Genomic DNA, 23,301 nt, shown 5'->3' with positions numbered 1-23,301 from the left:
TAACGAAGGATGAAGTGATGTCTATGCAACGAGTTATGCTGCGTGCCAAGCTGCACCGGGTCACGGTCACGCAAGCGGACCTCCATTACGAAGGTTCCTGTGGTATCGACCAGGATCTGCTGGATGCGGCCGATATCTGGCCCAATGAAAAGATCGAGTTGTACAACGTGAACAATGGCGAGCGCTTCGCCACCTACGCCATTCCCGGCCTGCGCGGCAGCGGCGAGATTTCGCTCAACGGCGCGGCCGCGCGCCGGGCCCAGCTGGGCGACCTGCTCATCATCTGCACCTACGCGCCGATGACGGAAGCGCAGATCGCCAGCTACGAACCCAAGATTGTGTTCGTCGATGGCAACAACAAGATCACGGGCATGAAGCAGTAAACACGGTCCGAAGTAATTCGCTTACAGGAAAACGGCGCTCAGGTGAGCGCCGTTTTTTTATGCCGCCTTCTGCTGCGCGTCCTGCCGCAGCAGCTGCGACATATACTGGGGCGTGATGCCCAGGAAGGAGGCGATCACCTTTTGCGACACCCGCGCCTCCAGGCCCGGATATTCGTCGCGGAATGCGTCCAGCCTGGACTGGGCCGAGGCGGCGCTGCTGTTGTAGATGCTGCGGCCCTGGCGCAGGATGCTGGCCTCCGACACTTTCAGGTAATAGGCGCGTGCCTCCTCGTGCCGCTCGCACAGGCGGCCCACGTCGGCCCAGTCCATGCGGAAACCGTGCAGCGCCGTCTCGGCCACCACGAACTGGCGCGCCGGCAAGCCATCTCGGGCGCGCAGCAAGTCTTCATGCGAGGCCACCGTGTCGCCTTCGGTCCAGAAGCGCAGCGTCACTTCCGTGCCGCCTTCCGTCACAAAGCCGGCCCGCGCCACGCCGCTGTAGATCCAGTGGAACGATTGGGCCACCGTGCCGCTGCGCTGCAGCACCTCGCCCTTGCGCGCGCTGACGGGTACCACCAGCGGCGCCATCAGCCGGTTGATGGCGTCGTACATCTGCTCGCTGACGCCGTAGTGGCGCATGGTTTGCGCCTTGTACTTCTCTCGTTGTTCCAGAAAACCGTGTCTCATGATTATGCTTGCCGAGCCCGGCGACCCGGGCGTAAGTTGGGTTGACATGCCGGCCCAGGCGGATCGGTGCGAGCGTTCCGAGGTGGCGCGGCGGCAGGCGCCGGCGGCGCCGGGCGCGGGGGATGGTCGGGCGTTCTGCGGGGTTGTTTTTTTTATCACTCTCAGTAATAAGCTGCTAAGCAATATAAAGGAATAGATAGTCGAAAACAATTGCCCATTGGTGCAATGTGTTGCAAATAAGAACCATTTTTGTACTTTTATTTCAAACTTAAAGTACGTGATCCTGCCGGCGGCCCGTCTTTTCTATACTGCTGGGCCATCCAGTTCCACCCCCGCTGCGTTTCGCGCTACCATGGCACGGCCAGCGCGCCATGGCGCAGCCGGTGGCTGGCGCGTTTGCGCCAGACCTCATATCGACGATGGGGAGGGGGCGTGATGAGGATCGCTGATCTGGGTATAGGACGGCGCCTGGCGCTGGGTTTCGCGGTGGTGCTGGCGATCCTGATCGTCAACACGGGGCTGGGGATTTACCGCCTGCAGGGTGTGGCCGCCGCCACCCGCACCATGATGGAAGTGCCGCTGGCCAAGGAGCGCATGATCGGCGACTGGTACCGCCTGGTGTACGCGGGCATCCGCCGCACCTCGGCCATCGCCCGCAGTGAAGACCCAGCCCTGGTGGCGTTTTTCGCCGACGACATCGCCAGCTCCACCCGCACCGCCCAGGAGCTGGTCAAGCGCATCGAGGCGCTGGCCGGTGCCGACGACCTGGCCCTGTTCCAGCAAATGAAGGAAGTGCGGGCCCGCTACATCAGCACCCGCGACGCCATCAACAAGACCAAGGCGGCCGGCGACGCGCAAGGCGCGCAGCGTATCCTGGAGCAGCAATACTTGCCCGCCTCGCGCGAATATGAAGCCAAGCTGCAGCAAATGCTGGAACACCAGCGCAAGGAGATTGACAGCGCGGCCAAAGCCATCGACCAGGTGGCCGAGCGCAGCCGCGACCAGTTGCTGTTGCTGGCGCTGCTGGTGGTGAGTTTTGGGGTGGCGTTCGCCTGGTGGCTCACGCGCGGCATCACCGGACCCATCAACGAAGCCGTGGGCGTGGCCCAGCGCGTGGCCGAGGGCCGCCTGTCGGCCGACGGCGCGCCGCGCCAGTTCGCCCATGACGAGCCGGGGCGTTTGCTGCACGCCTTGTACCGCATGTCGGGTAACCTGGAGCGCATCGTGCGCGAAGTGCGGCAGGGCACGGAAACCATCGCCACCGCTTCCGGCCAGATCGCCAGCGGCAACCTGGACCTGTCCTCGCGCACCGAGCAGCAAGCCAGTTCGCTGGAGCAGACGGCATCGTCGATGGAGCAGTTGACGGCCACCGTCAAGCAGAACGCGGAACACGCGCGCCAGGCCAACACGCTGGCCGCGTCGGCCTCGGACGTGGCCCAGCGCGGCGGCGCCGTGGTGTCGGACGTGGTGCAGACCATGGCGTCGATCGACGCCTCCTCGCGCAAGATCGTCGACATCATCGGGGTGATCGACGGCATCGCATTCCAGACCAATATCCTGGCCTTGAACGCGGCCGTGGAAGCGGCCCGCGCCGGCGAGCAGGGCCGCGGTTTCGCGGTGGTGGCGTCCGAGGTGCGCGGCCTGGCCCAGCGCTCGGCCGCGGCGGCCAAGGAGATCAAGCAGTTGATCGACGATTCGGTGGGCAAGGTGGCGGCCGGCACCCGCCTGGTGGACCAGGCCGGCGGCACCATGGAGCAGGTGGTGGCGGCCATCGGCCGGGTCACCGCCATCATGGCCGAGATCAGCGCGGCCAGCGGCGCCCAGACCGACGGCATCGAACAGATCAACGACGCCATCACCCAGATGGACACGGCCACCCAGCAGAACGCCTCGCTGGTGGAGCAGGCCGCCGCCGCGGCCGAGGCCATGCAGGATCAGGCGGCCCGGCTGGCCCAGGCCGTGAGCCTGTTCAAACTCGACGAAGCGGCCGGCGCGCCCGCGCGCTGAGCCCCCCGGGGCGGGGGCGGCCGGCGCTCCCATCAGTCCTTGCTGCCGATGCAGCGGTACACGGCCGCGCCCAGCAGGGCGCCGGCGATCGGCGCCACCCAGAACAGCCACAGCTGGCTGGTGGCCCAGTCGCCCACGTACAGCGCCACGCCGGTGCTGCGGGCGGGATTGACGGAGGTGTTGGTGACCGGAATGCTGATCAGGTGGATCAAGGTCAAGCCCAGGCCGATCGGCAGCGGCGCGAAGCCGGCCGGCGCGCGCGCGTCGGTGGCGCCCAGGATGATCAGCAGGAACATCATCGTCATCACCACTTCCGTCACCAGCGCCGCCGTCAGCGAGTAGCCGCCCGGCGAATGGGCGCCGTAGCCGTTCGAGGCGAAGCCGGCGGCCAGCTCAAAGCCGCTCTTGCCGCTGGCGATCAGGTACAGCACGCCGCCGGCCACGATCGCGCCCAGCACTTGCGCCACGATGTAGGGCAGCAGCTTGGCCGCCGGGAAGCGGCCGCCGGCCCACAGGCCGATCGAGACGGCCGGGTTGAGGTGGCAGCCGGAGATGTGGCCGATGGCGTAGGCCATGGTCAGCACCGTCAGGCCGAACGCCAGCGACACGCCCAGCAGGCCAATGCCCACCCCGGGGAAGGCCGCCGCCAGCACGGCGCTGCCGCAGCCGCCCAGCACCAGCCAGAAGGTTCCAAAAAATTCCGCGCCATATTGTTTCATGTGATCCCTTTGCATAGGTGCGGCCCGCGGGCCGCGATTGAATTAACGTCTAAACAACGTTTGCAATTTACCTTGCGCCTCTGGAAAAGTCCACCACGCGGCCCGCGCGCGCGAAGTTGCGCTTTCGCAACGTGCCATGACGGTTTACCACTCTCCTTGCGTCAACTAATTTCGTACATGAATCTATTTGAATGGCCGCACAGGGGGCGCCCGCTAGAATCGACCAGCCGCAACAGTATGTCGGCGCCCATTTTTTTATTTAAAACATATGAGCAACGGACCCGAATTTTGCGATACAGTTTGTTGACGGTGCAGTGCGCCGCGGCGGCGCCAACTGACCATTTTTTGGTGGGGTCCAATGAATAGATTGTCCGGCTTGAGCAGCACGACCGTCGTTCCGCTGGCGCTGGCGATCGCCGGTGCGGTGGCCACCTTGATCGCCGGCGCGGCCAGCGGCTACGCCATCGTGTTCGCCTTGCTGCTGCTGGCGGCCGGGGCGGTGGGCGCGCGCCAGCTGGGCGCGGCGGCGGCGGCGCGCCAGCGCATGATCGACCACTACCTGGAAGGGCGCGAACAGTTCGGCGACGCCGTGCTGCCCATCTGGTGCCGCCACATCGAATCGTCGCGCAGCCAGATGGAGGACGCCGTGGCCGACCTGGCCGGACGCTTCTCCAACATCGTCGACAAGCTCGACAACGCGCTGCACGTGTCGAGCCTGGAGCAGCAGGGCGGTGGCGGGCCGGCCCTGATCGACGTGTTTGCCAGCAGTGAGAACCAGCTCGGCTCCGTGGTGGCGTCCATGAAGTCGGCCATGGTGTCCAAGCAAACCATGCTGGAACAGATCCAGCAACTGGAACGCTTCACGCGCGAACTGCGCGACATGGCCGAGGGCGTGGCCAGCATCGCGGCCCAGACCAACCTGCTGGCCTTGAACGCGGCCATCGAGGCGGCCCGCGCCGGCCCGGCCGGCCGCGGCTTCGCCGTGGTGGCGCAGGAAGTGCGCAACCTGTCGAACCGCTCGGCCGAGACGGGCCGCAACATCGCCGACCGGGTCGGCCAGATCAGCGCCGCCATTTTGGCCGCCAGCGCCGCGGCCGAACAGTCCAGCGCGGCCGAGGACGCCTCCATGCAGTCGGCCGAAGGCATGATCGAATCGGTGCTGCGCGATTTCCGCCAGGTCACCGACGCGCTGGTGCAATCGTCCGAACTGCTCAAGCAGGAATCGCTGGGCATCCAGAGCGAAGTGGGCGAAGCGCTGGTGCAACTGCAATTCCAGGACCGGGTCAGCCAGGTGATGACCCACGTGCGCGAGAACATGGAACGGTTGCCCGCCATCCTGCGCGACAACCGCGCCCAGTATGAACAGGCGCAGGCGCTGGAACCGTTGCAGGCCGAGCCCCTGCTGGCCGAACTGCAAAAGACCTACGCCATGGCGGACGAGCACGCCGTCCACAGCGGCGCCTTGGCCACCCGGTCACAACAGCCGGCGGCGGCTGACGAAATCACGTTTTTCTAAGGAATGACTATGGCAAAGACCATCATGGTAGTGGACGACTCCGCCTCGTTGCGGCAAGTGGTCGGCATCGCCCTCAAGGGTGCCGGCTATGACGTCATCGAAGGGCGTGATGGCGTGGACGCCTTGTCCAAGTGCACCGGCCAGAAGATCCACCTGGTGGTGTGCGACGTCAACATGCCCAATATGGACGGCATCACTTTCGTCAAGCAGTTCAAGGCGCTGGCCAATTACCGCTTCACGCCCGTCATCATGCTCACCACCGAGTCGCAGGAAGAGAAGAAGCGCGAAGGCCAGGCGGCCGGCGCCAAGGCCTGGGTCACCAAGCCGTTCAAGCCGGAAGTGTTGCTGGGCGCCGTGGCCAAGCTGGTCCTGCCCTGATTTTTTCCTGATCGCGCGCCGGCCCCGACCTCGCGGGCGCCCCGATTCGCACATCGTCCACCGGGAGCCACCATGTCCGCTTCATCCGCCACCGCTTTACCCGTGCGGTTCGCCATCGATGGCGAGCTGACCATCTACCGCGCCGCCGACGTCAAGTCCCAACTGCTGGAGGCGCTGCGCCAGGCCGCGCTGCTGGAAGTGGACTTGTCCGGCGTGACGGAACTGGACACGGCCGGCCTGCAAGTGCTGATGCTGGCCAAGCAGGTGGCCGCCACGGACGGGCGCGCCCTGCGGCTGGTGGGCCACAGCCCGGCCGTGATGGACGTGTTCGAGATGCTGGACCTGGGCGCCTATTTCGGCGACGCCCTGCTGATCCATTCCGCCGCCTGACCACCACCCGTGGTGGCGCGCGACCTTAACCCTGGGGGTGAGCCATGAACCTGGACCAAGCGCTGCAAACGTTTATCGCGGAAAGCCGCGAACTGCTGGAAGAGATGGAGAACGCGCTGCTCAACGTCGACCTGGCCGGTGACCAGGGCGAAGCCATCAACGCCATCTTCCGCGCCGCCCACACCATCAAGGGCTCGGCCGGACTGTTCAGCCTGGACCACATCGTCGCCTTCACCCACGTGGTGGAAAGCTTGCTCGACGAAGTGCGCGACGGCCGCGTGGTGCTCACCGACGAGATGATCGTGCTGCTGCTGTCGTGCTGCGACTTCTTGTCGGGCATGACGGAGGCGCTGGCGGCCGGCCAGCTGGAAGCGGACCCCGACAGCGCGCCCGAAGGCGAGGCGCTGGTGGCGCAGCTCAAGCGCCACATGGACGCCTCGGCGGACGGGCACGGCGCGCCGCAAGGGCAGGCCCAGGCGGCCCCGCTGGCCACCGTGGAGCCGGCCGTGGAGCGCATCGGCGCGGCCACGGACGCGCGCGACCATTGGCACATCTCGCTGCGTTTCGGACGCGAGGTGCTGCGCAACGGCATGGACCCGATCGCCTTCCTGCGCTACCTGGGCAAGCTGGGCACCATCGTCGGCATCGCCACCGTGCCCGACGCGCTGCCGGCCAACCCGGACGAGATGGACGCCGAGCTGTGCTACCTGGGTTTCGAGATCGCATTCGACACCACGGCCGACAAGGCCGCTATCGAAGGCGTGTTCGAGTTCGTGCAGGACGATTGCGAGATCCGCATCCTGCCGCCGCACAGCAAGGTGTCCGAGTATGTGGACTTGATCCGCGCATTGCCCGAGCGCGACGCGCGGCTGGGCGAGATCCTGGTGCGCTGCGGCAGCGTGACGGCGCGCGAACTCGACAGCGCACTCAACCATCAGGCCAGCGGCGAACCGCAGCAGCTGGGCAGCATCCTGGTGGAAGGCGGCAACGTGCCGCCGGTGGTGGTGGAAGCGGCGCTGGCCAAGCAAAAGCAGGTGTCGGAACAGAAGGCCCAGGAAAGCCGTTCGATCCGCATCGATTCGGACAAGCTGGACCGCCTGATCGACCTGGTGGGCGAACTGATCATCGCCGGCGCGCGCGCCAACATGATCGGCCAGAAGATCCACAACACGGAGCTGCTCGAATGCACGTCCGTGCTGTCGAACCTGGTGGAGGAAGTGCGCGACGCGGCGCTGGAACTGCGCATGGTCAAGATCGGCGCCACCTTCAACCGCTTCCAGCGCGTGGTGCACGACGTGGCCCGCGAGCTGGGCAAGGACATCGGCCTGCTGGTCGACGGCGAGGACGCCGAACTGGACAAGACGGTGGTGGAGAAGATCGGCGACCCGCTCATGCATCTGGTGCGCAACGCCATGGACCACGGCATCGAGCCGGCCGAGGCGCGGCTGGCGGCCGGCAAGCCGGCCAAGGGCATGATCAAGCTGAACGCCTTCCACGAGTCGGGCAATATCGTGATCGAAGTGAGCGACGACGGCGGCGGTTTGCGCAAGGAGAAAATCCTGGCCAAGGCCATCGAACGGGGCCTGGTCGATCCCGAGCGCAAGCTCAGTGATTCGGAGATCTACAACCTGATCTTCGAGGCCGGGTTCTCCACGGCCGAGAAGATCACCAACCTGTCGGGCCGCGGGGTGGGCATGGATGTGGTCAAGCGCAACATCTCGGCCCTGCGCGGCAGCGTCGACGTGGGCAGCGTGGAAGGCCAGGGCACCACCGTCACCGTGCGCCTGCCGCTGACCCTGGCCATCATCGACGGCTTCCTGGTGCAGGTGGGCGGTTCCGTGTTCGTGATTCCGCTCGACATGATCGAGGAATGCATCGAATACGCGGCCGAACCGGGCCAGGACTATAGCAACCTGCGGGGCCAGGTGCTGCCCTTCATCCGCCTGCGCGAGTTGTTCCGGCTGCAGGGCACGGCCACCCGGCGCGAAAGCATCGTCGTGCTCAAGTATGGCAACCAGCGCGCCGGGCTCGTGGTCGACACCCTGCTGGGCGAGTTCCAGACCGTGATCAAGCCACTCAGCCCCATGTTCAGCGAAGTCAAGTGCATCAGCGGTTCCACCATCCTCGGCAGCGGCGACGTGGCCCTGATCCTGGACGTGGCCGCGCTGATGTCTACCGTCACCGGCAAGGGCCTGGCCGCGCTGGCCGCCTGAGCCGGTTCGTGCCGTCCACCGAGAAAGAGCAAGCCATGAACCAAGTCGTCGATCGCGCCACCCCCGCCGCCAGCGGCCGTGCCATGGTGGCGCCGCAGCAGGGCGCGGGCCCGCTGCCCAGCCAGTTCCTGACCTTCATGCTGGGCGAGGAACAGTTCGCCGTGGGCATCCTGGGCATCAAGGAAATCATCGAATACGGCAGCCTGGCCGGCGTGCCCATGATGCCCGACTGCGTGCGCGGCGTGATCAACCTGCGCGGCGCCGTGGTGCCCGTGATGGACCTGGCGGCCCGCTTCGGCCGCTCCGCCAGCCCGATCACCAAGCGCAGCTGCATCGTCATCGTGGAAGTGCAGGAGGTCGACGGCGACGGCCAGCAGGTGCTGGGCATGCTGGTCGACGCTGTCAACGCCGTGGTCGACATCGCGGCGGCCGACATCGAACCGCCGCCATCGTTCGGCACCCGGATCCGGCCCGACTTCATCGCCGGCATCGGCAAGCACAACGGCAAGTTCGTCAGCCTGCTGGCTATCGAACGCGTGCTGTCGAGCGGCGAGATCGTGGAACTGGCGCGCCAGAACCAGGCCGTCCGCAACTGAATGCCTGACCCGGGGGCCGTCCATGTCGCTCATCACGATCACCGATCGCGAATTCAACCAGTTCCAGCGTTTCATCTTCGACGCGGCCGGCATCTTCATGGCCAATGGCAAGCAGGCGCTGGTCAGCGGCCGCCTGGCCAAGCGCCTGGCGCACTACCAGCTGGCCAGCTACAGCGATTACCTGCGCCTGCTGGAAAGCCGGGCCCAGCCCGCCGAGCTGCAGGTGGCGGTCGACCTGTTGACCACCAACGAGACTTATTTCTTCCGCGAGCCCAAGCATTTCAAGCTGCTGGCCGACCTGGCGCAGGAAGCGCGCGCCAAGGGCCGCGCGCTGCGCGTGTGGAGCGCGGCCTGCTCCAGTGGCGAGGAGCCGTACAGCATCGCCATGGTGCTGGCCGACGTGCTGGGCGAGGCGGCCTGGGAAGTGCTGGGCACCGACATCAGTACCCGGGTGCTGGAGCGGGCCCGCTGCGGCCACTATCCGATGGAACGGGCCAGCCAGCTGCCGCCAGCCTACCTCAAGCGCTTTTGCCTCAAGGGCCAGCAGCGCGAGGCGGGCACGATGTTGATCGAGCGCTCCTTGCGCAACCGGGTCCAGTTCCAGCACTTGAACTTGAACGAACCGTTGCCCAAGCTGGGCACCTTCGACGTGATCTTCCTGCGCAACGTGATGATCTATTTCAACCTGGAAACCAAGCGCCAGGTGGTGGCGCGCCTGCTCAACCAGCTCAAGCCGGGCGGCCATTTGTTGATCGGCCACTCGGAAACCCTGAACGACATCTGCGACACGGTGCACGCCGTGGCGCCGTCGATCTACCGCAAGAGTTGACCATGCCCGAAGCCAAGTGCATCGATATCTTCCTCATGCCCGGCGACTGCTTCGTGGGCGATGAGCAATACCGGGTGCGCACGCTGGTCGGTTCCTGTGTCTCCGTCACGCTGTGGCATCCGCGGCTGCGGGTGGGCGCCATGTCGCACTTCCTGCTGCCGGGCAGCAACCGCAAGCGCGACAAGCCTGGCCCCGCCGGCACCTATGGCGCGGACGCGATGGATTACCTGCTGGCTGAGCTGGACCGGCTGGGTGTGCCGCTGACCCAGTGCGAGGGCAAGATCTTCGGCGGCGGTGCCATGTTCCCGCGCCACGCCCGGGTCAAGGATATCGGCATGCAGAACGGCGATTGCGCACGCGACCTGATGCGCCAGCACGGCATCCGCATCGTTTCCGAAAGCCTGTTTGGCGAAGGCCACCGGCAATTGATATTCACCATCCGCACCGGCGAAGTGTTGAGCCGCCAGGTGCCGCCGGAGTTCGCCCTCCACCCACAGCCGCGCAACAAGGAGCAGGCATGAAGGCCATCGAAGTGATGATCGTGGACGATTCGGCCGTGGTGCGCCAGGTGCTGAGCGCGTTGCTCAACGCCGCGCCCGGCATTACCGTCACCCATGCCGTGGCCAATCCCATCCTGGCCATGGAGCGCATGAAGAGCCAGTGGCCGGACGTGATCGTGCTCGATGTGGAAATGCCGCGCATGGACGGCATCACCTTCCTGCGCAAGATCATGGCCGAGCACCCCACGCCCGTGGTGATCTGTTCCACCTTGACGGAGAAGGGGGCCCAGACCTCGGTCGAGGCGCTGAGCGCCGGCGCCGTGGCCATCATCACCAAGCCGCGGCTGGACCTCAAGCAATTCCTGCACGACAGCGCCGAGGAACTGGTGTCGGCCGTGCGGGCCGCGGCCGGCGCCAACGTGCGCCGGCTGGCCGGGCGCGCCGCCGCGCCGGTCCATCCCACCGTCAAGCACAACGCCGACGTGATCCTGCCGCCGGCCGAAGGCCCGCGCGCCATGACGCAGACCACGGAACGGGTGGTGGCCATCGGCACCTCGACCGGCGGCACCCAGGCGCTGGAGGAAGTGCTGACGGCGCTGCCGCGCGTGACGCCGGGCATGGTGATCGTGCAGCACATGCCGGAGAAATTCACGGCCGCCTTCGCCGCGCGGCTTGACAGCGTGTGCCAGATCCGCGTCAAGGAGGCGGCCAATAACGACCGCGTGCTGCAAGGCCAGGCCCTGATCGCGCCCGGCGGCAAGCACATGCTGCTGCGCCGCACGGGCGCCCAGTACTACGTGGAAGTGGTGGATGGCCCGCTGGTGAACCGGCACCGGCCATCGGTCGACGTGCTGTTCCGCTCGGTGGCCCGCTGCGCCGGCGCCAACGCGCTGGGCGTGATCATGACGGGCATGGGCGACGATGGCGCGGCCGGCCTGCTGGAGATGCTCAAGGCCGGGGCCCGCACCGTGGCCCAGGACGAGGCCAGCTGCGTGGTGTACGGCATGCCCAAGGAAGCCGTGAAACGGGGCGGGGTGGAGAAATCCATGCCGCTGAACCTGATCTACCGCGACATCCTGGCCCAGTTGGCCGGGTTCGGCAACTGAGACTGGCGCCGCCATGAACGCCACCACCATCACCACTGACGCGGGGGCGGCGGCCGCCACCCGCGCGGGCGCGCCCTGGCACGGCCAGCGCGTGATGGTGGTGGACGACAGTGCCGTCCAGCGCAGTTATTTGGTGAGCCTGCTGCGCGAACTGGGCTGCGGCACCATCCTGGAGGCGGGCGACGGCAACGAAGCGTTGCGCCTGCTGGAAGCGGAGCAGGGCGTGCCGCTGTTCCTGGTGCTGACGGACCTGGAGATGCCGGGCATGGACGGCATCGAACTGACTTGCCAGCTGCGCGAGCGGCGCCTGGCCCAGCACCTGATCGTGGTCAGCGCGCGCGACCCGCGGCTGCTGGAGATCATCGAGAACATGGGCTCGGAGGACGCCGCCATCGGCCTGCTGGGTACGCTGCTCAAGCCGGTGCAGCGCGACGCGCTGGAAGGCTTGCTGGCGCGGGCCGGGCGGGGCGAGGCGGCCCAGGCCGCGTTGCCCGAGCACGCCTTGCCGGCCATCGGGGAACTGGAGCAGGCGCTGGCGGCCGGCCAGTTCCTGCTGCACTACCAGCCCAAGGTGGTCATGCGCAGCGGCCACCTGAAGGGGCTGGAAGCGCTGGCGCGCTGGCAGCACCCGGTACGGGGCCTGCTGGCGCCGCAGCATTTCATCCCGGCGCTGGAAGGCACGCCGCTGATGGCCGGGTTCACGCTGGCGCTGGTGCGCCAGGTGCTGGACCAGTTGACGGAGTGGCAGCAGGCCGGTTTGCCGCCCTTGACGGTGTCGGTCAACCTGTCGGCCGACAACCTGGCCGACCGCGGCTTCGTGGACTTGCTGGCGGCGGCCGTGCAGGCGGCTGGCGTGGCGCCGGCCGCGCTGGTGTGGGAAGTGACGGAAACCAGCGTGATGCGCCAGTTGTCGCAGGCGCTGACCAACCTGGGGCGCTTGCGGCTGATGGGTTTCGGGCTGGCCATGGACGACTTCGGCATCGGCTATTCGTCGATGCAGCAGTTCGCCCGCTGCCCGTTCACGGAATTGAAGATAGACCGCGCCTTCGTCAACGGCGCGGCCCAGTGGCCGAACCGCCACGTGGTGTTGAAAAGCGCGCTGGAACTGGGCCAGCGGCTGGGCGTGGCCACCGTGGCCGAAGGGGTGGAGACGGAGGAAGACTGGCGCTTGCTGCGCGCGCTCGGTTGCGACCTGGCGCAAGGCTATCTGCTGGCCCGGCCCATGCCGGCCGACGCGCTGGTGACATGGATGAGGACTAACCGGCGGCGCCTGCGGGCGCTGGCGGAAGAAAATGTGGGCCCGGACTGAACACCGCCCGGGCGCTCGCGCGGCAAGGAAAACGATAACAGGACAGATGTCCGGAACAAGGGAGAAGCGGTATGTTTGCACAATTGACGGTGAAAGCCAAAATCAGCGCGCTGCTGGCGGTGGCGGTGCTGGCCTTGCTGGCGGTGATGATGGTGGCCTTTATGGGCTTGAAGAAGCAAAGCGAGATGTTGAACGAGGTGGGCCGCAATCGCATGCCATCAGTCCAGGGCTTGCAGATGATCAACGAGGGCCAGACGGCCCTGCGTTCGTCCAGCCGCGGCATGGAAGCGCTGGCCCCGTATCCCGCCCAGTGGGGCGAGGTGGGCGAAATCTTGAAGCGCAAGCAAAATGCCTGGGCCCGGGTGGACAAGGGCTGGAAGATCTACGAACCGCTGCCCCAGTCGCCGGAAGAGGAACGGCTGTGGAACCAGTTCGTCAAGGAGTGGAACGAGTGGAAGCAGGGCGACGCCAGGATCGATCAGATCGCCGGCCAGATCAGTAGCGCCGACGGTGCGGCCAAGGCCAAGGCCTTGTTCGATGAGCTGCACCGTGCGTTGATGGATAACCGGCCGCGCTTCACGGCGGCCGAGGCCAGCATAGGCAAGCTGGTGGAAATGAACGTGCGTTACGGCGACGAGGCCGTCAAGGAGGCCGAGGCCGCTTCGAGCCGCGCCACCAGCCAGATGTACACCGCCTCCCTCATCTCGCTGGTGCTGTTGGTGGGCCTGGGCCTGATCATCCTGCGCGGCATCCTGCGTCAACTGGGCGGCGACCCCGGTTACGCGGCCGAGATCGTGCGCCGGGTGGCCGACGGCGACCTGACGGCCGAGGTGGAGCTGAAAGCGGGCGACAACACCAGCCTGCTGGCGGCCATGAAGGGCATGATCGAAAAACTGTCGCATGTGGTGCAGGAAGTAAACAACGGCGCCGAGGCGCTGGCCAGCGCTTCCGAGGAAGTATCGGCTACGGCCCAGTCGCTGTCGCAGGCGGCCAGCGAGCAGGCCGCCGGCACCGAGCAGACTTCCGCCTCGGTGGAGCAGATGACGGCCTCCATTTCGCAGAACACGGAAAACGCCAAGGTCACCGACGGCATCGCCAGCAAGGCGGCGCAGGAAGCGGCCGAAGGGGGCGAAGCCGTCAAGTCCACCGTGGCAGCCATGCAGCAGATCGCACGCAAGATCAGCATCATCGACGACATCGCCTACCAGACCAACCTGCTGGCCTTGAACGCGGCCATCGAGGCGGCCCGCGCCGGTGACCACGGCAAGGGCTTCGCCGTGGTGGCGGCCGAGGTGCGCAAGCTGGCCGAGCGCAGCCAGGTGGCGGCCCAGGAGATCGAGCAGGTGGCCAGCAGCAGCGTGGAGCTGGCGGAGAAGGCGGGCAAGCTGCTCGACGAGATGGTGCCGAACATCCGCCGCACCTCCAATCTGGTGCAGGAGATCACGGCCGCGTCGGAAGAGCAATCGTCGGGCGTGGGCCAGATCAACTCGGCCGTCACCCAGTTGTCGCAGACCACCCAGCAGAACGCCTCCAGCTCCGAGGAACTGGCCGCCACGGCCGAGGAAATGAGCGGCCAGGCCGAGCAGTTGCAGCAGACCATGTCGTTCTTCAAGTTGCAAGGCGGTAGCTACCAGCGCGGCGCGCTGCGCAAGATGGGCAAGGCGTCCGCCAAGCCGGCGCGCGGTTTCGGCGGCAGCCGCCAGATGAGCGAGATGAGCGATCCGGATGAATCGCACTTCGTCAAATTCTAGTACTGGGCAAGCCAGCAAACGTTGCTAGCGATCCAGAGGGCACTTTTCCCGGAGGCGTCATGAACTTCAATAACCTGAAAGTATCCACCCGCTTGGGCCTGGGCTTTACCGCCGTGCTCGTCCTGCTGCTGATCGTGGCGGGGCTGGGATTGAACAACATGGCGAAAATTGAGGACAAGCTCGATGAAATCGTGACGCAAAATAATGTGGAAGGCGCCCTGGCCTCGGAGCTGGGGCGCTGGACGCAGGACAAGGCGATCGCGGTGCGCAATGTGGTGCTGCTGACCGAGGTGGTGGACATGCAGCCGGAAGACGCGCGCATCAAGGCCGACACCCAGAAGTTCGAGGCGGCGCTGGACAAGCTGGGCAAAATGTTCGACAGCATCAGCGGCACCACGCAGGAAGAAAAGGCCTTGTTCGCCAAGATCAAGAGCCTGAACGGGGGCGTGACCGTGCTGGTGGATAAGGTCGCGGTGCTGGGCCTGGCCAACAAGAACGACGAAGCCACGCGCATGCTGATGAAGGAGGTCCGCCCGCCGCAGGGGCAGTTGCAGGCTGCGGTGCAGGAACTGGCGGCGCTGGAAACGAAATTGAACCAGGAGGCGGCGGAAGAGGCGCGCCAGGCTTATCTGGCCGCGCGCAAGGTGACGCTGATCACGGTGCTGGTGGCCGTGCTGGCCAGCATAGCGATTGGCTGGTTGATCACGCGCCAGTTGCTGCGCCAGCTGGGTGGCGAACCGGCTTACGCGGCCGAGATCGTGCGCCGGGTGGCCGAGGGTGACCTGACGGCCGAGGTGGAGATCAAGGCCGGCGACAAAACCAGCCTGCTGGCGGTCATGAAGGGCATGACCGAGCGGCTGTCGCATGTGGTGCAGGAAGTGAACAACGGCGCCGAGGCGCTGGCCAGCGCTTCCGAGGAAGTGTCGGCCACGGCCCAGTCGCTGTCGCAGGCGGCCAGCGAGCAGGCCGCCGGCACCGAGGAGACCTCGGCCTCGGTGGAGGAAATGACGGCTTCCATTTCGCAGAACACGGAAAACGCCAAGGTCACGGACGGCATCGCCAGCAAGGCGGCGCAGGAAGCGGCCGAGGGCGGCGAAGCCGTCAAGTCCACCGTGGCGGCCATGCAGCAGATCGCACGCAAGATCAGCATCATCGACGACATCGCCTACCAGACCAACCTGCTGGCCTTGAACGCGGCCATCGAGGCGGCCCGCGCCGGTGACCACGGCAAGGGCTTCGCCGTGGTGGCGGCCGAGGTGCGCAAGCTGGCCGAGCGCAGCCAGGTGGCGGCCCAGGAGATCGAGCAGGTGGCCAGCAGCAGCGTGGAGCTGGCGGAGAAGGCGGGCAAGCTGCTCGACGAGATGGTGCCGAACATCCGCCGCACCTCCAATCTGGTGCAGGAGATCACGGCCGCGTCGGAAGAGCAATCGTCGGGCGTGGGCCAGATCAACTCGGCCGTCACCCAGTTGTCGCAGACCACCCAGCAGAACGCCTCCAGCTCCGAGGAACTGGCCGCCACGGCCGAGGAAATGAGCGGCCAGGCCGAGCAGTTGCAGCAGACCATGTCGTTCTTCAAGCTCGGTGGCGGCAACCGTTCCCAGCAGGTCACCCCGCGCAAGGGAGGCAAGGCATCGGCCAGGCCGGCGCGCGGTGGCGGCGGTACCCGCCAGATGAGCGAGATGAGCGATCCGGATGAATCGCACTTCGTCAAATTTTGAATCAGGAGCCCGCCATGAGCGCACTGTCCGTCATGTCCACCGCGCCGGCCGACGCCGGCCCGGCCCAGTTTCTCACCTTCATGCTGGGCAGCGACATGTTCGCCATCGGCATCCTGGCGATCAAGGAAATCATCGAGTACGAGGGCGTGACGAGCGTGCCGCAAATGCCGGCCTGCATCAGCGGCGTGATCAACCTGCGTGGCACGGCCGTGCCCGTCATGGACTTGGCGCGGCGCCTGGACCGCGTTCCTTCGCCCATCGGTAAGCGCACCTGCATCATCGTGGTGGAGGTCGATACGGACGATGGGCCGTTCGTGATCGGCATCCTGGTGGACGCCGTCAACGCCGTGCTCGACATCAACGCGGCCGATATCGAACCGGCGCCCGCGTTCGGGGCCCAGGTGCGGGCCGACTTGCTGCAAGGCATAGGCAAGGTGCAGGGCCGCTTCGTGCTGTTGCTCAATGTGCAGCACGTGGTGTCGGCCAGCGACATCGGCGCCATGGCCGCGCTGGCGCCGGCCCAGGCGCTCGCCTGAGCACGCCTGCCTTGCAGAACGCAAGGCAAGAATTGGTGAGAATTGGCGTGCATTAATCCGTCAAAATAGCTTGCAGGGTTCGCGCGTCCTGGGGGTGCGCGGGCCATGCCCACCGGTCCGGCCGCCGCGCCGTCCGGGCCGGTCCCACCACCACACCGCGCCGCCCGTGTCGGGTCCGGCGTTCAGGAGTCGCATATGCTCAAGCAGATGAAAATGGAAACCCGGCTGCACTTCGGTGTGGGCGCCATCGTAGTGCTGGTGATCGCCCTGGGGCTGGTCGCCTTCGCCAACCTGTCGACGCTGCAAGGCACGTGGGGCGGCTTCGAGACGGTCACGCTGGCGCGCAAGGATGCCGTGTTGGGCGTGATCAAATCGCGTGGCGAGGCCGTGCACCACTTCAAGAACTATATTTTGCGCGGCGGCGACAACGCGGCCCAGTTCCGGGCCGACCTGATGGCGATCGACAAACAAGTGGCCGCCTACCGCGCGGCCGGCGATCCGGGCCGCGAGGAACTGGTCCAGCTCGACGCGCTGCTGACGGCCAGCCGGGCCTATGGCGACACCATGATCCAGCTCGAAGCCATGCGCGAAAAAGGCATGACGGCCGTCGAGATGGACCGCAGCATCAAGGGCGCCGACGCCGCCATCTCCGCCGCCAGCGAAAAACTGCTGCAATTGAACGGCGCCGACACCCGCGCCGCGTCGGCCCGCATGACGTCGGTGGCCGAACAGGCCAAGGTGTGGATCCTGTCGTTCGACGTCGTCATCGCCGTACTGGGCTGCACGCTGGCCGTGTGGATCTCGCGCAGCCTGTCGGCCATCGTGCGCGATGTGCAGGGCGTGGTGGGCACCCTGGGCGCGGCCGCGCAGGAAGTGAATGCGACGGCCCAGTCGCTGTCGCAATCGGCCAGCGAGCAGGCCGCCGGGGTGGAGGAGACCAGCGCCTCGATCGAACAGATGACGGCCTCGATCGCGCAGAACGCGGAGAACGCCAAGATCACCGATGGCATGGCGACCCAGGCCGCGCAGGACGTGGCGCGCGGCGGCGACGCCGTCAAGGCCACGGCGGCGGCCATGAAGCAAATCGCCGGCAAGATCGGCATCATCGACGACATCGCCTACCAGACCAATCTGCTGGCGCTGAACGCGGCCATCGAGGCGGCCCGCGCGCACGAGCATGGCAAGGGTTTCGCGGTGGTGGCGGCCGAAGTGCGCAAGCTGGCCGAGCGCAGCCAGGTGGCGGCCCAGGAGATCGGCAAGGTGGCGGCCGACAGCGTGGAGCTGGCCGAGCAGGCCGGCCAGATGTTCGACCAGATGGCGCCCAACATCCGCAAGACGTCCGACCTGGTGCAGGAGATCGCGGCCGCGTCGGAGGAGCAATCGTCGGGTGTGCGGCAGATTAACAGCGCCGTCGGGCAGTTGAGCCAGGCCACCCAGGTCAACGCGGCCAGCTCCGAGGAACTGGCCGCCACGGCCGAGGAAATGAGTGCCCAGGCCGAGCAGCTCGACCAGTTGATGGCCGTGTTCAAGCAATACGCGGCGGCCGACCCCATGCGGCGCGCGGCGCCGCGCCGGCCCGTGTCGATCAAGGCCGGCGCGCGCCGTCCCGCCGGCGCCAAGCCCGGCCCGGCGCTGGCCGTGGCGAGCGGACCGGACGAGGGCCACTTCACGCGCTTCTAATGGGCATGCGCAATTCGCGCGGCATCGTCCACTAGTAAATCGGCGCCAGCGCCTGCGCCTGGTCCTGCCAGTTCCGCACATAGGCCGGCGCCGCCACGGCGCAGGCTGGATCCGCCACGGGCGCCACGCGCGCCCGGGTGAACGGCAGCACGCCGGCCCAGACCGGCCATGCCAGGTCTTCCGCATCATCGTTGGGACCGCCCGCGCGCACCTTGCAGGCCGCTTCGGCCAGGCTGATGCGCAGCACCGTGGTGGCCGCGTATTCCTTGTCGTTGCCGGGACGGATCTCGGCCTGGCGGCCCGGCGCCAGCTTCTCCATCAACGCCTCCAGCGCCGCGTGCTTGCCGGCGTCCTCCTCCACCACCTCGAAGCGGCCGTACACCATGGCCGAGCGGTAGTTCATCGAATGGTTGAACGCGGAACGGGCCAGCACCAGGCCGTCCAGGTGGCTGATGGTGACGCAGCACGTCTGCCGCAGCAGTTGCTTGAGCAGGCGGCTGCCGTTGGAGCCGTGGATGTACAGGTGACCGCCGCTGCGCCAGCAGGCCGTGGGGATGCAGTGGGCGCCATGGTCGTCGCTGAAGGCGATGTGGCACAGGTAGGCGTCGTCGACGATCGCATGCAAGGTGGCTGCATCGTAGCGGGCGTTCTCAGCAATGCGGCGTACGCGGGTGCGGTCGCTGGCGGGGACGGGGACGGCGGTGTCTTTCATCGGGGCGGTTCCAGAAAAATTGTTGAGTACTCAATATAATGGGGTGCTGGCTCTGGTAACAGGTCCAGTGCCACGCAATTTCATGGAGCCACGAATGGATTACGCCCGCCTCATCGACCGCTTTACGGAACGCCACCGCCAGCACGGCTGGCCGCGCCAGCGCCTGCTGCACGAATGCCTGCGGGCCGCTATCCGCGATGGCACGCTGGCCGCCGGCACCCGGCTGGTGGCCACGCGCGCGCTGGCCGAGGAATTGGGCGTGGCCCGCAACACCGTGCTGTACGCGTATGAACAATTGGCCAGCGAAGGTTATCTGCGCACGGACCGGCGCGGCACGGTGGTGGCGGCGGTGGCGCCGGAGCGCCCGCCCGTGGCCGCCGCGCCGGCCGCGCGCGCGGGCCTGGCGCGCCGCATGCGCCAGTTGCCGGTGGCGCCGGCCAGCGACGAGTCCGGCGCCTTCGTGCCCGGCGTGCCGGCGCTGGACCAGTTCCCGCTTACCTTGTGGCGCCGCATGCTGGAGCGGGCCTGGCGCGGGCTGACGGTGGCGCAGCTGAACTACGCCGACCCGGCCGGCGAGCCGGTCTTGCGGGCCGCCATCGCCGACCACCTGCGGGCCGCGCGCGGGGTGGTGTGCGAGGCCGATCAAGTGTTCATCACGGACGGCACCCAGAGCAGCCTGGACCTGTGCGCGCGCGCCTTCGCTGACGAGGGTGATACCGTCTGGCACGAGCATCCCGGCTACGCGGGCGCGCTGGCCGCGTTCCGCGCGGCCGGACTGGACGTGCAGGGCATTGCGGTGGACGAGGAAGGCATGGCGCCGCAAGCGGACGACTGGCGCGACCGTCCGCCGCGGCTGGTGTACACCACGCCGTCGCACCAGTATCCGACCGGCTCCGTGCTGAGCCTGCGGCGCCGTCTGGCGCTGCTGGCGGCCGCCCGCGCGGCCGGCGCCCTCATCATCGAGGACGACTATGACAGCGAGTTCCGCCACGACGGCGCGCCGCTGTCGGCCATGCAGGGCCTGGAGCCGGACGCGCCCGTGCTCTACCTGGGCACCTTCAGCAAGACCATGTTCCCGTCGCTGCGGATCGGCTTCGTGGTGGTACCGCCGGCGCTGGCGGCGGCCTTGGCCAGCGTGCGTGGCCAGGCCAGCGCGCGCGGGCGCGTGGCCGACCAGCTGGCGCTGGCGGAATTCCTGCGCAGCGGCCAGTTCGCGCTGCACCTGCGCCGCATGCGCCGCCTGTACCGCCAGCGGCGCGATGCGCTGGTGGCGGCCCTGGAAACCCACATGGGATCGGTGGCCACCGTCCATGGCGGCTCGGCCGGCATGCACCTGGCGCTGCGGTTCACCGACCCCTCGCTGTCGGACACGGCCCTCAGCGCCCAGGCGCGCGCCCACGGCATCGTGGCGCGACCGTTGAGCGAGCACGCGGTGCAGGGGGCGACGGGCTGGCAGGGGCTGATGCTGGGCTACGCGCAGGTGCCGGCCGAGCGGATGGATGAGTTGGTCAGGCAGTTGGCGGCGCTGCTGCACCTGGCGGCGTACACGCCAGGAGGACGCGGGATGAAAAAAGGGCCAGACCCGAGAGTCTGACCCCATTGCTTGCATCATGCCGCCGGACTGGCCGGCGGCGCTGTATGCCGGCTTAGAACGCCGAATCGACGCGCACGTACATCGAGCGGCCGTTCACGCCGATCGGGCAGGTTTCCCAGCAGCGGGTGAAGCCCAGTTTGGGGAAGATGCCGCCGTTGGTCCACTGGTCAGGCAGGGTGTTGAACAGGTTGCTCGCACCCACGCTCACGAAAGTGCGCTGGCTGAACGCGTAGCGCACCGAGCTGTCGACCAGCCACTTGGCGCCCCAGGTGAACAGTGGGCTGAAGTTCTCGGCCTTCACTTCGCCATAGTAGTTGGCGCGCACGTTCACATCCCATGGGCCGGTGGTCACGTCGGCACCGATCACGTGGTGCTGGCGTGGCTGGCCATGTTCCAGCAGCGTCACTTGCGATTGGTCGAACAGCTGTTCGCCGGTCAGCACGGAGGACGAGGAATGGCGTTTCGTCACTTCCGTCTTGTTGAAGCCCAACTGGCCAGACAGCACCAGCTTGGCCCCCGAGAAGTGGGAGGTATGGTCGGCCACGATGTCCAGGCCGCGGGTGCGGGTGTCGACGGCGTTGGTGAAGAACTGGGCCTGGCCCACGCCCAGCGGCTTGAGGATGTTGGCGATCGGGCCGCCATTGGCCTCAGGCGCGATCTCGCTCGAGAACACGATGCGGTCCTTGATCTTGATCTGGTAGGCGTCCACCGTCAGCGACATGTTCTTGGCTGGACGCAGCACCATACCGACGCTGCCGCTGGTCGAGGTTTCCTCTTTCAGCGGGGCGATGCCGAACGCCTGGGTCACGGCGCTGCCCTGGCGGGCGGTCAGGGTTTCCGTCAGCACGCCATTGTTCAGGTTGGTCGACACGGAGCTGTAGAACTCTTGCTGCACGCTGGGGGCGCGGAAGCCGGTCGAGACGCTGGCGCGCAGGCCCACTTCCTTGACCGGATCCCAGCGCGCGCTCAGCTTGCCGGTGGTGGTGCTGCCGAAGTCCGAGTATTTTTCCCAACGCACGGCGCCAGCCAGGGTCAGGTTGTCGACCGGCTTGTGCTCGGCGTCCAGATACAGGGCGATGTTGTGGCGGCCGGAATCGACGGCCGTGCCTGGCGTGTAGCCGGGGAAGCCCTGGATGCCGGAGGCGGCCGTCTTGCCGTCCTGGCCGACGATGGCGATGGCCGGGTTGTTGGTGCGGCCGTACTGGTAGGACACGGGGTCGCCCGCTTCGATCTGGTAGTTGTCGGCGCGGTATTCGAAGCCGGTGGCCAGGAACACGCTGCCGGCGCCCACTTGCAACGGACCTTTGAGGTCGGCGTTGATGGTGGTCTGGGTGAACTTCAGCTTGCCCGTGTCGGCCTCGCGTGGCGATTCGGCGTAGATGCCGCCGCCCGGTTTCGGCTCATACCAGTAGCTGGTGTTGATGGAGTTCGCTTCGTGGAAGTCCAGTTCGCTTTCGCCATGGTTGATCGACAGGTCGGCCTTCCAGTCGTTGGCCAGGTCGCGGCGGTAGCCGAAGGCGAACGAGTTGTCCTTGATGGTGGTCTGGATGTTGGGCAGGAAACCGTTCGGATACACTTCCGGCACGGTGCGGCCGTCGTCGGCCGAACGGTAGAAGCCGTAGGAATTGCCTTTGCGTTTGGACAGGCCGCCGAAGGAATAGAACTCGCCGCTCTTGTCCACGGGCAGGGCCGCGTTCCACCACAGGTAGCCATCCTTGGCCTCGCCGTCGCCGATGTGCTGGGTCACCCGGGGCGGGTTCACGCGGGCCGAGTCGGGGCCGGCGCGGTTGGTTTCGCCGCGCTTGCGGGCTTCGGCCGTCAGGTTCACAAAGCCGCCATCCTGGCCCAGCGCGAAGCCGGTGTTGGCGCTGCCCGAATACAGGTCGCCGTCGCCTTCGGAGGTGGTGCCGACGGTGCCGCTGACGGTGGTTTCCTTGACCTGGCTCTTGAGTACGATGTTGATCACGCCGGCGATGGCGTCTGAACCGTACTGGGCGGCCGCGCCGTCACGCAGCACTTCGATGTGGTGAATGGCGCCCAGCGGAATGGCGTTGATGTCGGTACCGGCCGAGCCGCGGCCCACGGTCTGCTGCACGTTCACCAGCGCTTGCTGGTGGCGGCGCTTGCCGTTGACGAGCACCAGCACCTGGTCAGGGCCGAGCGAGCGCAGCGTGGCCGGACGGATGCTGTCCGTGCCGTCGCTGACGAAGGTGGTGGAGAAGTTGAACGAAGGGTCCAGCGTCTGCAGCAGTTTGCCCAGCTCCAGCGGGCCGGCCGTTTGCATGTCCTTCAGGCTGATCAGGCCGACCGGGGCCGACGTGTCGAGCGCCGTCTTGGCGGCGGAACGGGAACCGAGCACCACCACCGTCTGCTCGGACGCGGCCGGGGCGGCGTCGGACTGGGCATAGCTGGCGCCGGCGGCCAGCAGCAGGGCGCTGGCGAGCAGGGTGCGTTGGAAGCGGGGAGGTTGGTCGGAGTGGGCGGGGCGGGTGCTGCGAGGAGCTCTCTTCATATGTCATTCTCTCGTGAGGTTTTTATTTGAACATACAGCCGAGGGGTCACGGCTTTCCAGCGATCTGGTGAAGGGTAATCACCACCGAGAAAATACTACAGTGCACAATTGGTCTAGACAAACTTGCATGCACCAATATGTTGCATAATGAGCAGGCCGCGTAAT

The 23,301-nt window shown here is 66.9% G+C and carries 20 protein-coding genes; 16 read left to right on the top strand and 4 right to left on the bottom strand.

What is annotated here, in order from left to right:
* Nucleotides 1–23 precede the first annotated feature (23 nt).
* On the top strand, nucleotides 24–383 hold the full coding sequence (gene panD / locus H3H39_RS01015) for an aspartate 1-decarboxylase (RefSeq protein ID WP_182151405.1): 360 nt from the start codon (nucleotides 24–26) through the stop codon (nucleotides 381–383).
* A 57-nt stretch (nucleotides 384–440) separates the two neighbouring features.
* Here the strand turns inward: panD and H3H39_RS01010 are convergent, their stop codons facing one another.
* On the bottom strand, nucleotides 441–1,070 hold the full coding sequence (locus H3H39_RS01010; protein ID WP_229217813.1) for a Crp/Fnr family transcriptional regulator: 630 nt from the start codon (nucleotides 1,068–1,070) through the stop codon (nucleotides 441–443).
* 435 nt (nucleotides 1,071–1,505) lie between these two features.
* Between H3H39_RS01010 and H3H39_RS01005 the strand changes: the two genes are divergently transcribed.
* The gene (locus H3H39_RS01005; RefSeq protein ID WP_182151404.1) at nucleotides 1,506–3,077 is read left to right on the top strand and encodes a methyl-accepting chemotaxis protein; all 1,572 of its coding nucleotides are present in this window, start codon (nucleotides 1,506–1,508) and stop codon (nucleotides 3,075–3,077) included.
* Nucleotides 3,078–3,109: 32 nt separating this feature from the next.
* On the opposite strand, the gene aqpZ is transcribed toward H3H39_RS01005, so the two are convergent.
* Nucleotides 3,110–3,796: an aquaporin Z gene (gene aqpZ / locus H3H39_RS01000; RefSeq protein WP_182151403.1), complete on the bottom strand. Its 687-nt coding sequence runs from the start codon at nucleotides 3,794–3,796 to the stop codon at nucleotides 3,110–3,112.
* 358 nt (nucleotides 3,797–4,154) lie between these two features.
* Here aqpZ and H3H39_RS28250 point away from each other — a divergent pair, with 358 nt between their 5' ends.
* The 13 genes from H3H39_RS28250 to H3H39_RS00935 all read left to right on the top strand — a co-directional run bounded on the left by H3H39_RS28250 (nucleotide 4,155) and on the right by H3H39_RS00935 (nucleotide 18,318).
* On the top strand, nucleotides 4,155–5,312 hold the full coding sequence (locus H3H39_RS28250; RefSeq protein WP_182151402.1) for a methyl-accepting chemotaxis protein: 1,158 nt from the start codon (nucleotides 4,155–4,157) through the stop codon (nucleotides 5,310–5,312).
* Between the two features lie 9 nt (nucleotides 5,313–5,321).
* On the top strand, nucleotides 5,322–5,690 hold the full coding sequence (locus H3H39_RS00990) for a response regulator (RefSeq protein WP_182151401.1): 369 nt from the start codon (nucleotides 5,322–5,324) through the stop codon (nucleotides 5,688–5,690).
* 72 nt (nucleotides 5,691–5,762) lie between these two features.
* Nucleotides 5,763–6,080 (top strand): STAS domain-containing protein, encoded by a 318-nt coding sequence (locus H3H39_RS00985; protein WP_182151400.1) that lies wholly within the window; start codon nucleotides 5,763–5,765, stop codon nucleotides 6,078–6,080.
* Nucleotides 6,081–6,124: 44 nt separating this feature from the next.
* On the top strand, nucleotides 6,125–8,293 hold the full coding sequence (locus H3H39_RS00980) for a chemotaxis protein CheA (protein ID WP_182151399.1): 2,169 nt from the start codon (nucleotides 6,125–6,127) through the stop codon (nucleotides 8,291–8,293).
* Nucleotides 8,294–8,328: 35 nt separating this feature from the next.
* Complete coding sequence (locus H3H39_RS00975) at nucleotides 8,329–8,889, top strand: chemotaxis protein CheW (RefSeq protein ID WP_182151398.1); 561 nt, start codon at nucleotides 8,329–8,331, stop codon at nucleotides 8,887–8,889.
* Between the two features lie 22 nt (nucleotides 8,890–8,911).
* Nucleotides 8,912–9,718, top strand: a complete 807-nt coding sequence (locus H3H39_RS00970; RefSeq protein ID WP_182151397.1) for a CheR family methyltransferase — start codon at nucleotides 8,912–8,914, stop codon at nucleotides 9,716–9,718.
* Between the two features lie 2 nt (nucleotides 9,719–9,720).
* Nucleotides 9,721–10,239 carry a chemotaxis protein CheD gene (locus H3H39_RS00965; protein ID WP_182151396.1) on the top strand — a complete coding sequence of 173 codons (519 nt, stop codon included), beginning with the start codon at nucleotides 9,721–9,723 and terminating at the stop codon, nucleotides 10,237–10,239.
* The gene (locus H3H39_RS00960; RefSeq protein WP_182151395.1) at nucleotides 10,236–11,324 is read left to right on the top strand and encodes a protein-glutamate methylesterase/protein-glutamine glutaminase; all 1,089 of its coding nucleotides are present in this window, start codon (nucleotides 10,236–10,238) and stop codon (nucleotides 11,322–11,324) included. The genes H3H39_RS00965 and H3H39_RS00960 overlap by 4 nt, the downstream gene beginning before the upstream one ends.
* A gap of 13 nt (nucleotides 11,325–11,337) precedes the next feature.
* Nucleotides 11,338–12,633, top strand: a complete 1,296-nt coding sequence (locus H3H39_RS00955) for an EAL domain-containing response regulator (RefSeq protein WP_182151394.1) — start codon at nucleotides 11,338–11,340, stop codon at nucleotides 12,631–12,633.
* A 71-nt stretch (nucleotides 12,634–12,704) separates the two neighbouring features.
* Nucleotides 12,705–14,384: a HAMP domain-containing methyl-accepting chemotaxis protein gene (locus H3H39_RS00950; protein WP_182151393.1), complete on the top strand. Its 1,680-nt coding sequence runs from the start codon at nucleotides 12,705–12,707 to the stop codon at nucleotides 14,382–14,384.
* A gap of 59 nt (nucleotides 14,385–14,443) precedes the next feature.
* Nucleotides 14,444–16,102, top strand: a complete 1,659-nt coding sequence (locus H3H39_RS00945; protein WP_182151392.1) for a methyl-accepting chemotaxis protein — start codon at nucleotides 14,444–14,446, stop codon at nucleotides 16,100–16,102.
* Between the two features lie 14 nt (nucleotides 16,103–16,116).
* Complete coding sequence (locus tag H3H39_RS00940; protein WP_182151391.1) at nucleotides 16,117–16,638, top strand: chemotaxis protein CheW; 522 nt, start codon at nucleotides 16,117–16,119, stop codon at nucleotides 16,636–16,638.
* A gap of 195 nt (nucleotides 16,639–16,833) precedes the next feature.
* Complete coding sequence (locus H3H39_RS00935) at nucleotides 16,834–18,318, top strand: methyl-accepting chemotaxis protein (RefSeq protein ID WP_182151390.1); 1,485 nt, start codon at nucleotides 16,834–16,836, stop codon at nucleotides 18,316–18,318.
* Nucleotides 18,319–18,349: 31 nt separating this feature from the next.
* Here H3H39_RS00935 and H3H39_RS00930 read toward each other — a convergent pair whose 3' ends face one another.
* Complete coding sequence (locus tag H3H39_RS00930; protein WP_182151389.1) at nucleotides 18,350–19,030, bottom strand: pyridoxamine 5'-phosphate oxidase family protein; 681 nt, start codon at nucleotides 19,028–19,030, stop codon at nucleotides 18,350–18,352.
* Between the two features lie 94 nt (nucleotides 19,031–19,124).
* Here H3H39_RS00930 and pdxR point away from each other — a divergent pair, with 94 nt between their 5' ends.
* Entirely contained in the window at nucleotides 19,125–20,624 is a 1,500-nt protein-coding gene (gene pdxR / locus H3H39_RS00925; RefSeq protein WP_182151388.1) for a MocR-like pyridoxine biosynthesis transcription factor PdxR, read from the top strand.
* A gap of 52 nt (nucleotides 20,625–20,676) precedes the next feature.
* Here pdxR and H3H39_RS00920 read toward each other — a convergent pair whose 3' ends face one another.
* The gene (locus H3H39_RS00920) at nucleotides 20,677–23,136 is read right to left on the bottom strand and encodes a TonB-dependent receptor plug domain-containing protein (protein ID WP_182151387.1); all 2,460 of its coding nucleotides are present in this window, start codon (nucleotides 23,134–23,136) and stop codon (nucleotides 20,677–20,679) included.
* Between the last annotated feature and the right edge of the window lie 165 nt (nucleotides 23,137–23,301).

Origin of the sequence: Rugamonas apoptosis, assembly GCF_014042355.1 — a bacterium.
In the GTDB taxonomy this organism is placed as follows: Bacteria; Pseudomonadota; Gammaproteobacteria; order Burkholderiales; family Burkholderiaceae_D; genus Rugamonas; species Rugamonas apoptosis.
This window is presented reverse-complemented; position numbering and strand designations above follow the sequence as displayed.

Bases quoted from the DNA above. Each gene is read 5' to 3' on its own strand.
- panD (WP_182151405.1), top strand. From the start codon at position 24: ATGCAACGAGTTATGCTGCGTGCCAAGCTGCACCGGGTCACGGTCACG.
- H3H39_RS01010 (WP_229217813.1), bottom strand. From the start codon at position 1,070: ATGAGACACGGTTTTCTGGAACAACGAGAGAAGTACAAGGCGCAAACC.
- H3H39_RS01005 (WP_182151404.1), top strand. From the start codon at position 1,506: ATGAGGATCGCTGATCTGGGTATAGGACGGCGCCTGGCGCTGGGTTTC.
- aqpZ (WP_182151403.1), bottom strand. From the start codon at position 3,796: ATGAAACAATATGGCGCGGAATTTTTTGGAACCTTCTGGCTGGTGCTG.
- H3H39_RS28250 (WP_182151402.1), top strand. From the start codon at position 4,155: ATGAATAGATTGTCCGGCTTGAGCAGCACGACCGTCGTTCCGCTGGCG.
- H3H39_RS00990 (WP_182151401.1), top strand. From the start codon at position 5,322: ATGGCAAAGACCATCATGGTAGTGGACGACTCCGCCTCGTTGCGGCAA.
- H3H39_RS00985 (WP_182151400.1), top strand. From the start codon at position 5,763: ATGTCCGCTTCATCCGCCACCGCTTTACCCGTGCGGTTCGCCATCGAT.
- H3H39_RS00980 (WP_182151399.1), top strand. From the start codon at position 6,125: ATGAACCTGGACCAAGCGCTGCAAACGTTTATCGCGGAAAGCCGCGAA.
- H3H39_RS00975 (WP_182151398.1), top strand. From the start codon at position 8,329: ATGAACCAAGTCGTCGATCGCGCCACCCCCGCCGCCAGCGGCCGTGCC.
- H3H39_RS00970 (WP_182151397.1), top strand. From the start codon at position 8,912: ATGTCGCTCATCACGATCACCGATCGCGAATTCAACCAGTTCCAGCGT.
- H3H39_RS00965 (WP_182151396.1), top strand. From the start codon at position 9,721: ATGCCCGAAGCCAAGTGCATCGATATCTTCCTCATGCCCGGCGACTGC.
- H3H39_RS00960 (WP_182151395.1), top strand. From the start codon at position 10,236: ATGAAGGCCATCGAAGTGATGATCGTGGACGATTCGGCCGTGGTGCGC.
- H3H39_RS00955 (WP_182151394.1), top strand. From the start codon at position 11,338: ATGAACGCCACCACCATCACCACTGACGCGGGGGCGGCGGCCGCCACC.
- H3H39_RS00950 (WP_182151393.1), top strand. From the start codon at position 12,705: ATGTTTGCACAATTGACGGTGAAAGCCAAAATCAGCGCGCTGCTGGCG.
- H3H39_RS00945 (WP_182151392.1), top strand. From the start codon at position 14,444: ATGAACTTCAATAACCTGAAAGTATCCACCCGCTTGGGCCTGGGCTTT.
- H3H39_RS00940 (WP_182151391.1), top strand. From the start codon at position 16,117: ATGAGCGCACTGTCCGTCATGTCCACCGCGCCGGCCGACGCCGGCCCG.
- H3H39_RS00935 (WP_182151390.1), top strand. From the start codon at position 16,834: ATGCTCAAGCAGATGAAAATGGAAACCCGGCTGCACTTCGGTGTGGGC.
- H3H39_RS00930 (WP_182151389.1), bottom strand. From the start codon at position 19,030: ATGAAAGACACCGCCGTCCCCGTCCCCGCCAGCGACCGCACCCGCGTA.
- pdxR (WP_182151388.1), top strand. From the start codon at position 19,125: ATGGATTACGCCCGCCTCATCGACCGCTTTACGGAACGCCACCGCCAG.
- H3H39_RS00920 (WP_182151387.1), bottom strand. From the start codon at position 23,136: ATGAAGAGAGCTCCTCGCAGCACCCGCCCCGCCCACTCCGACCAACCT.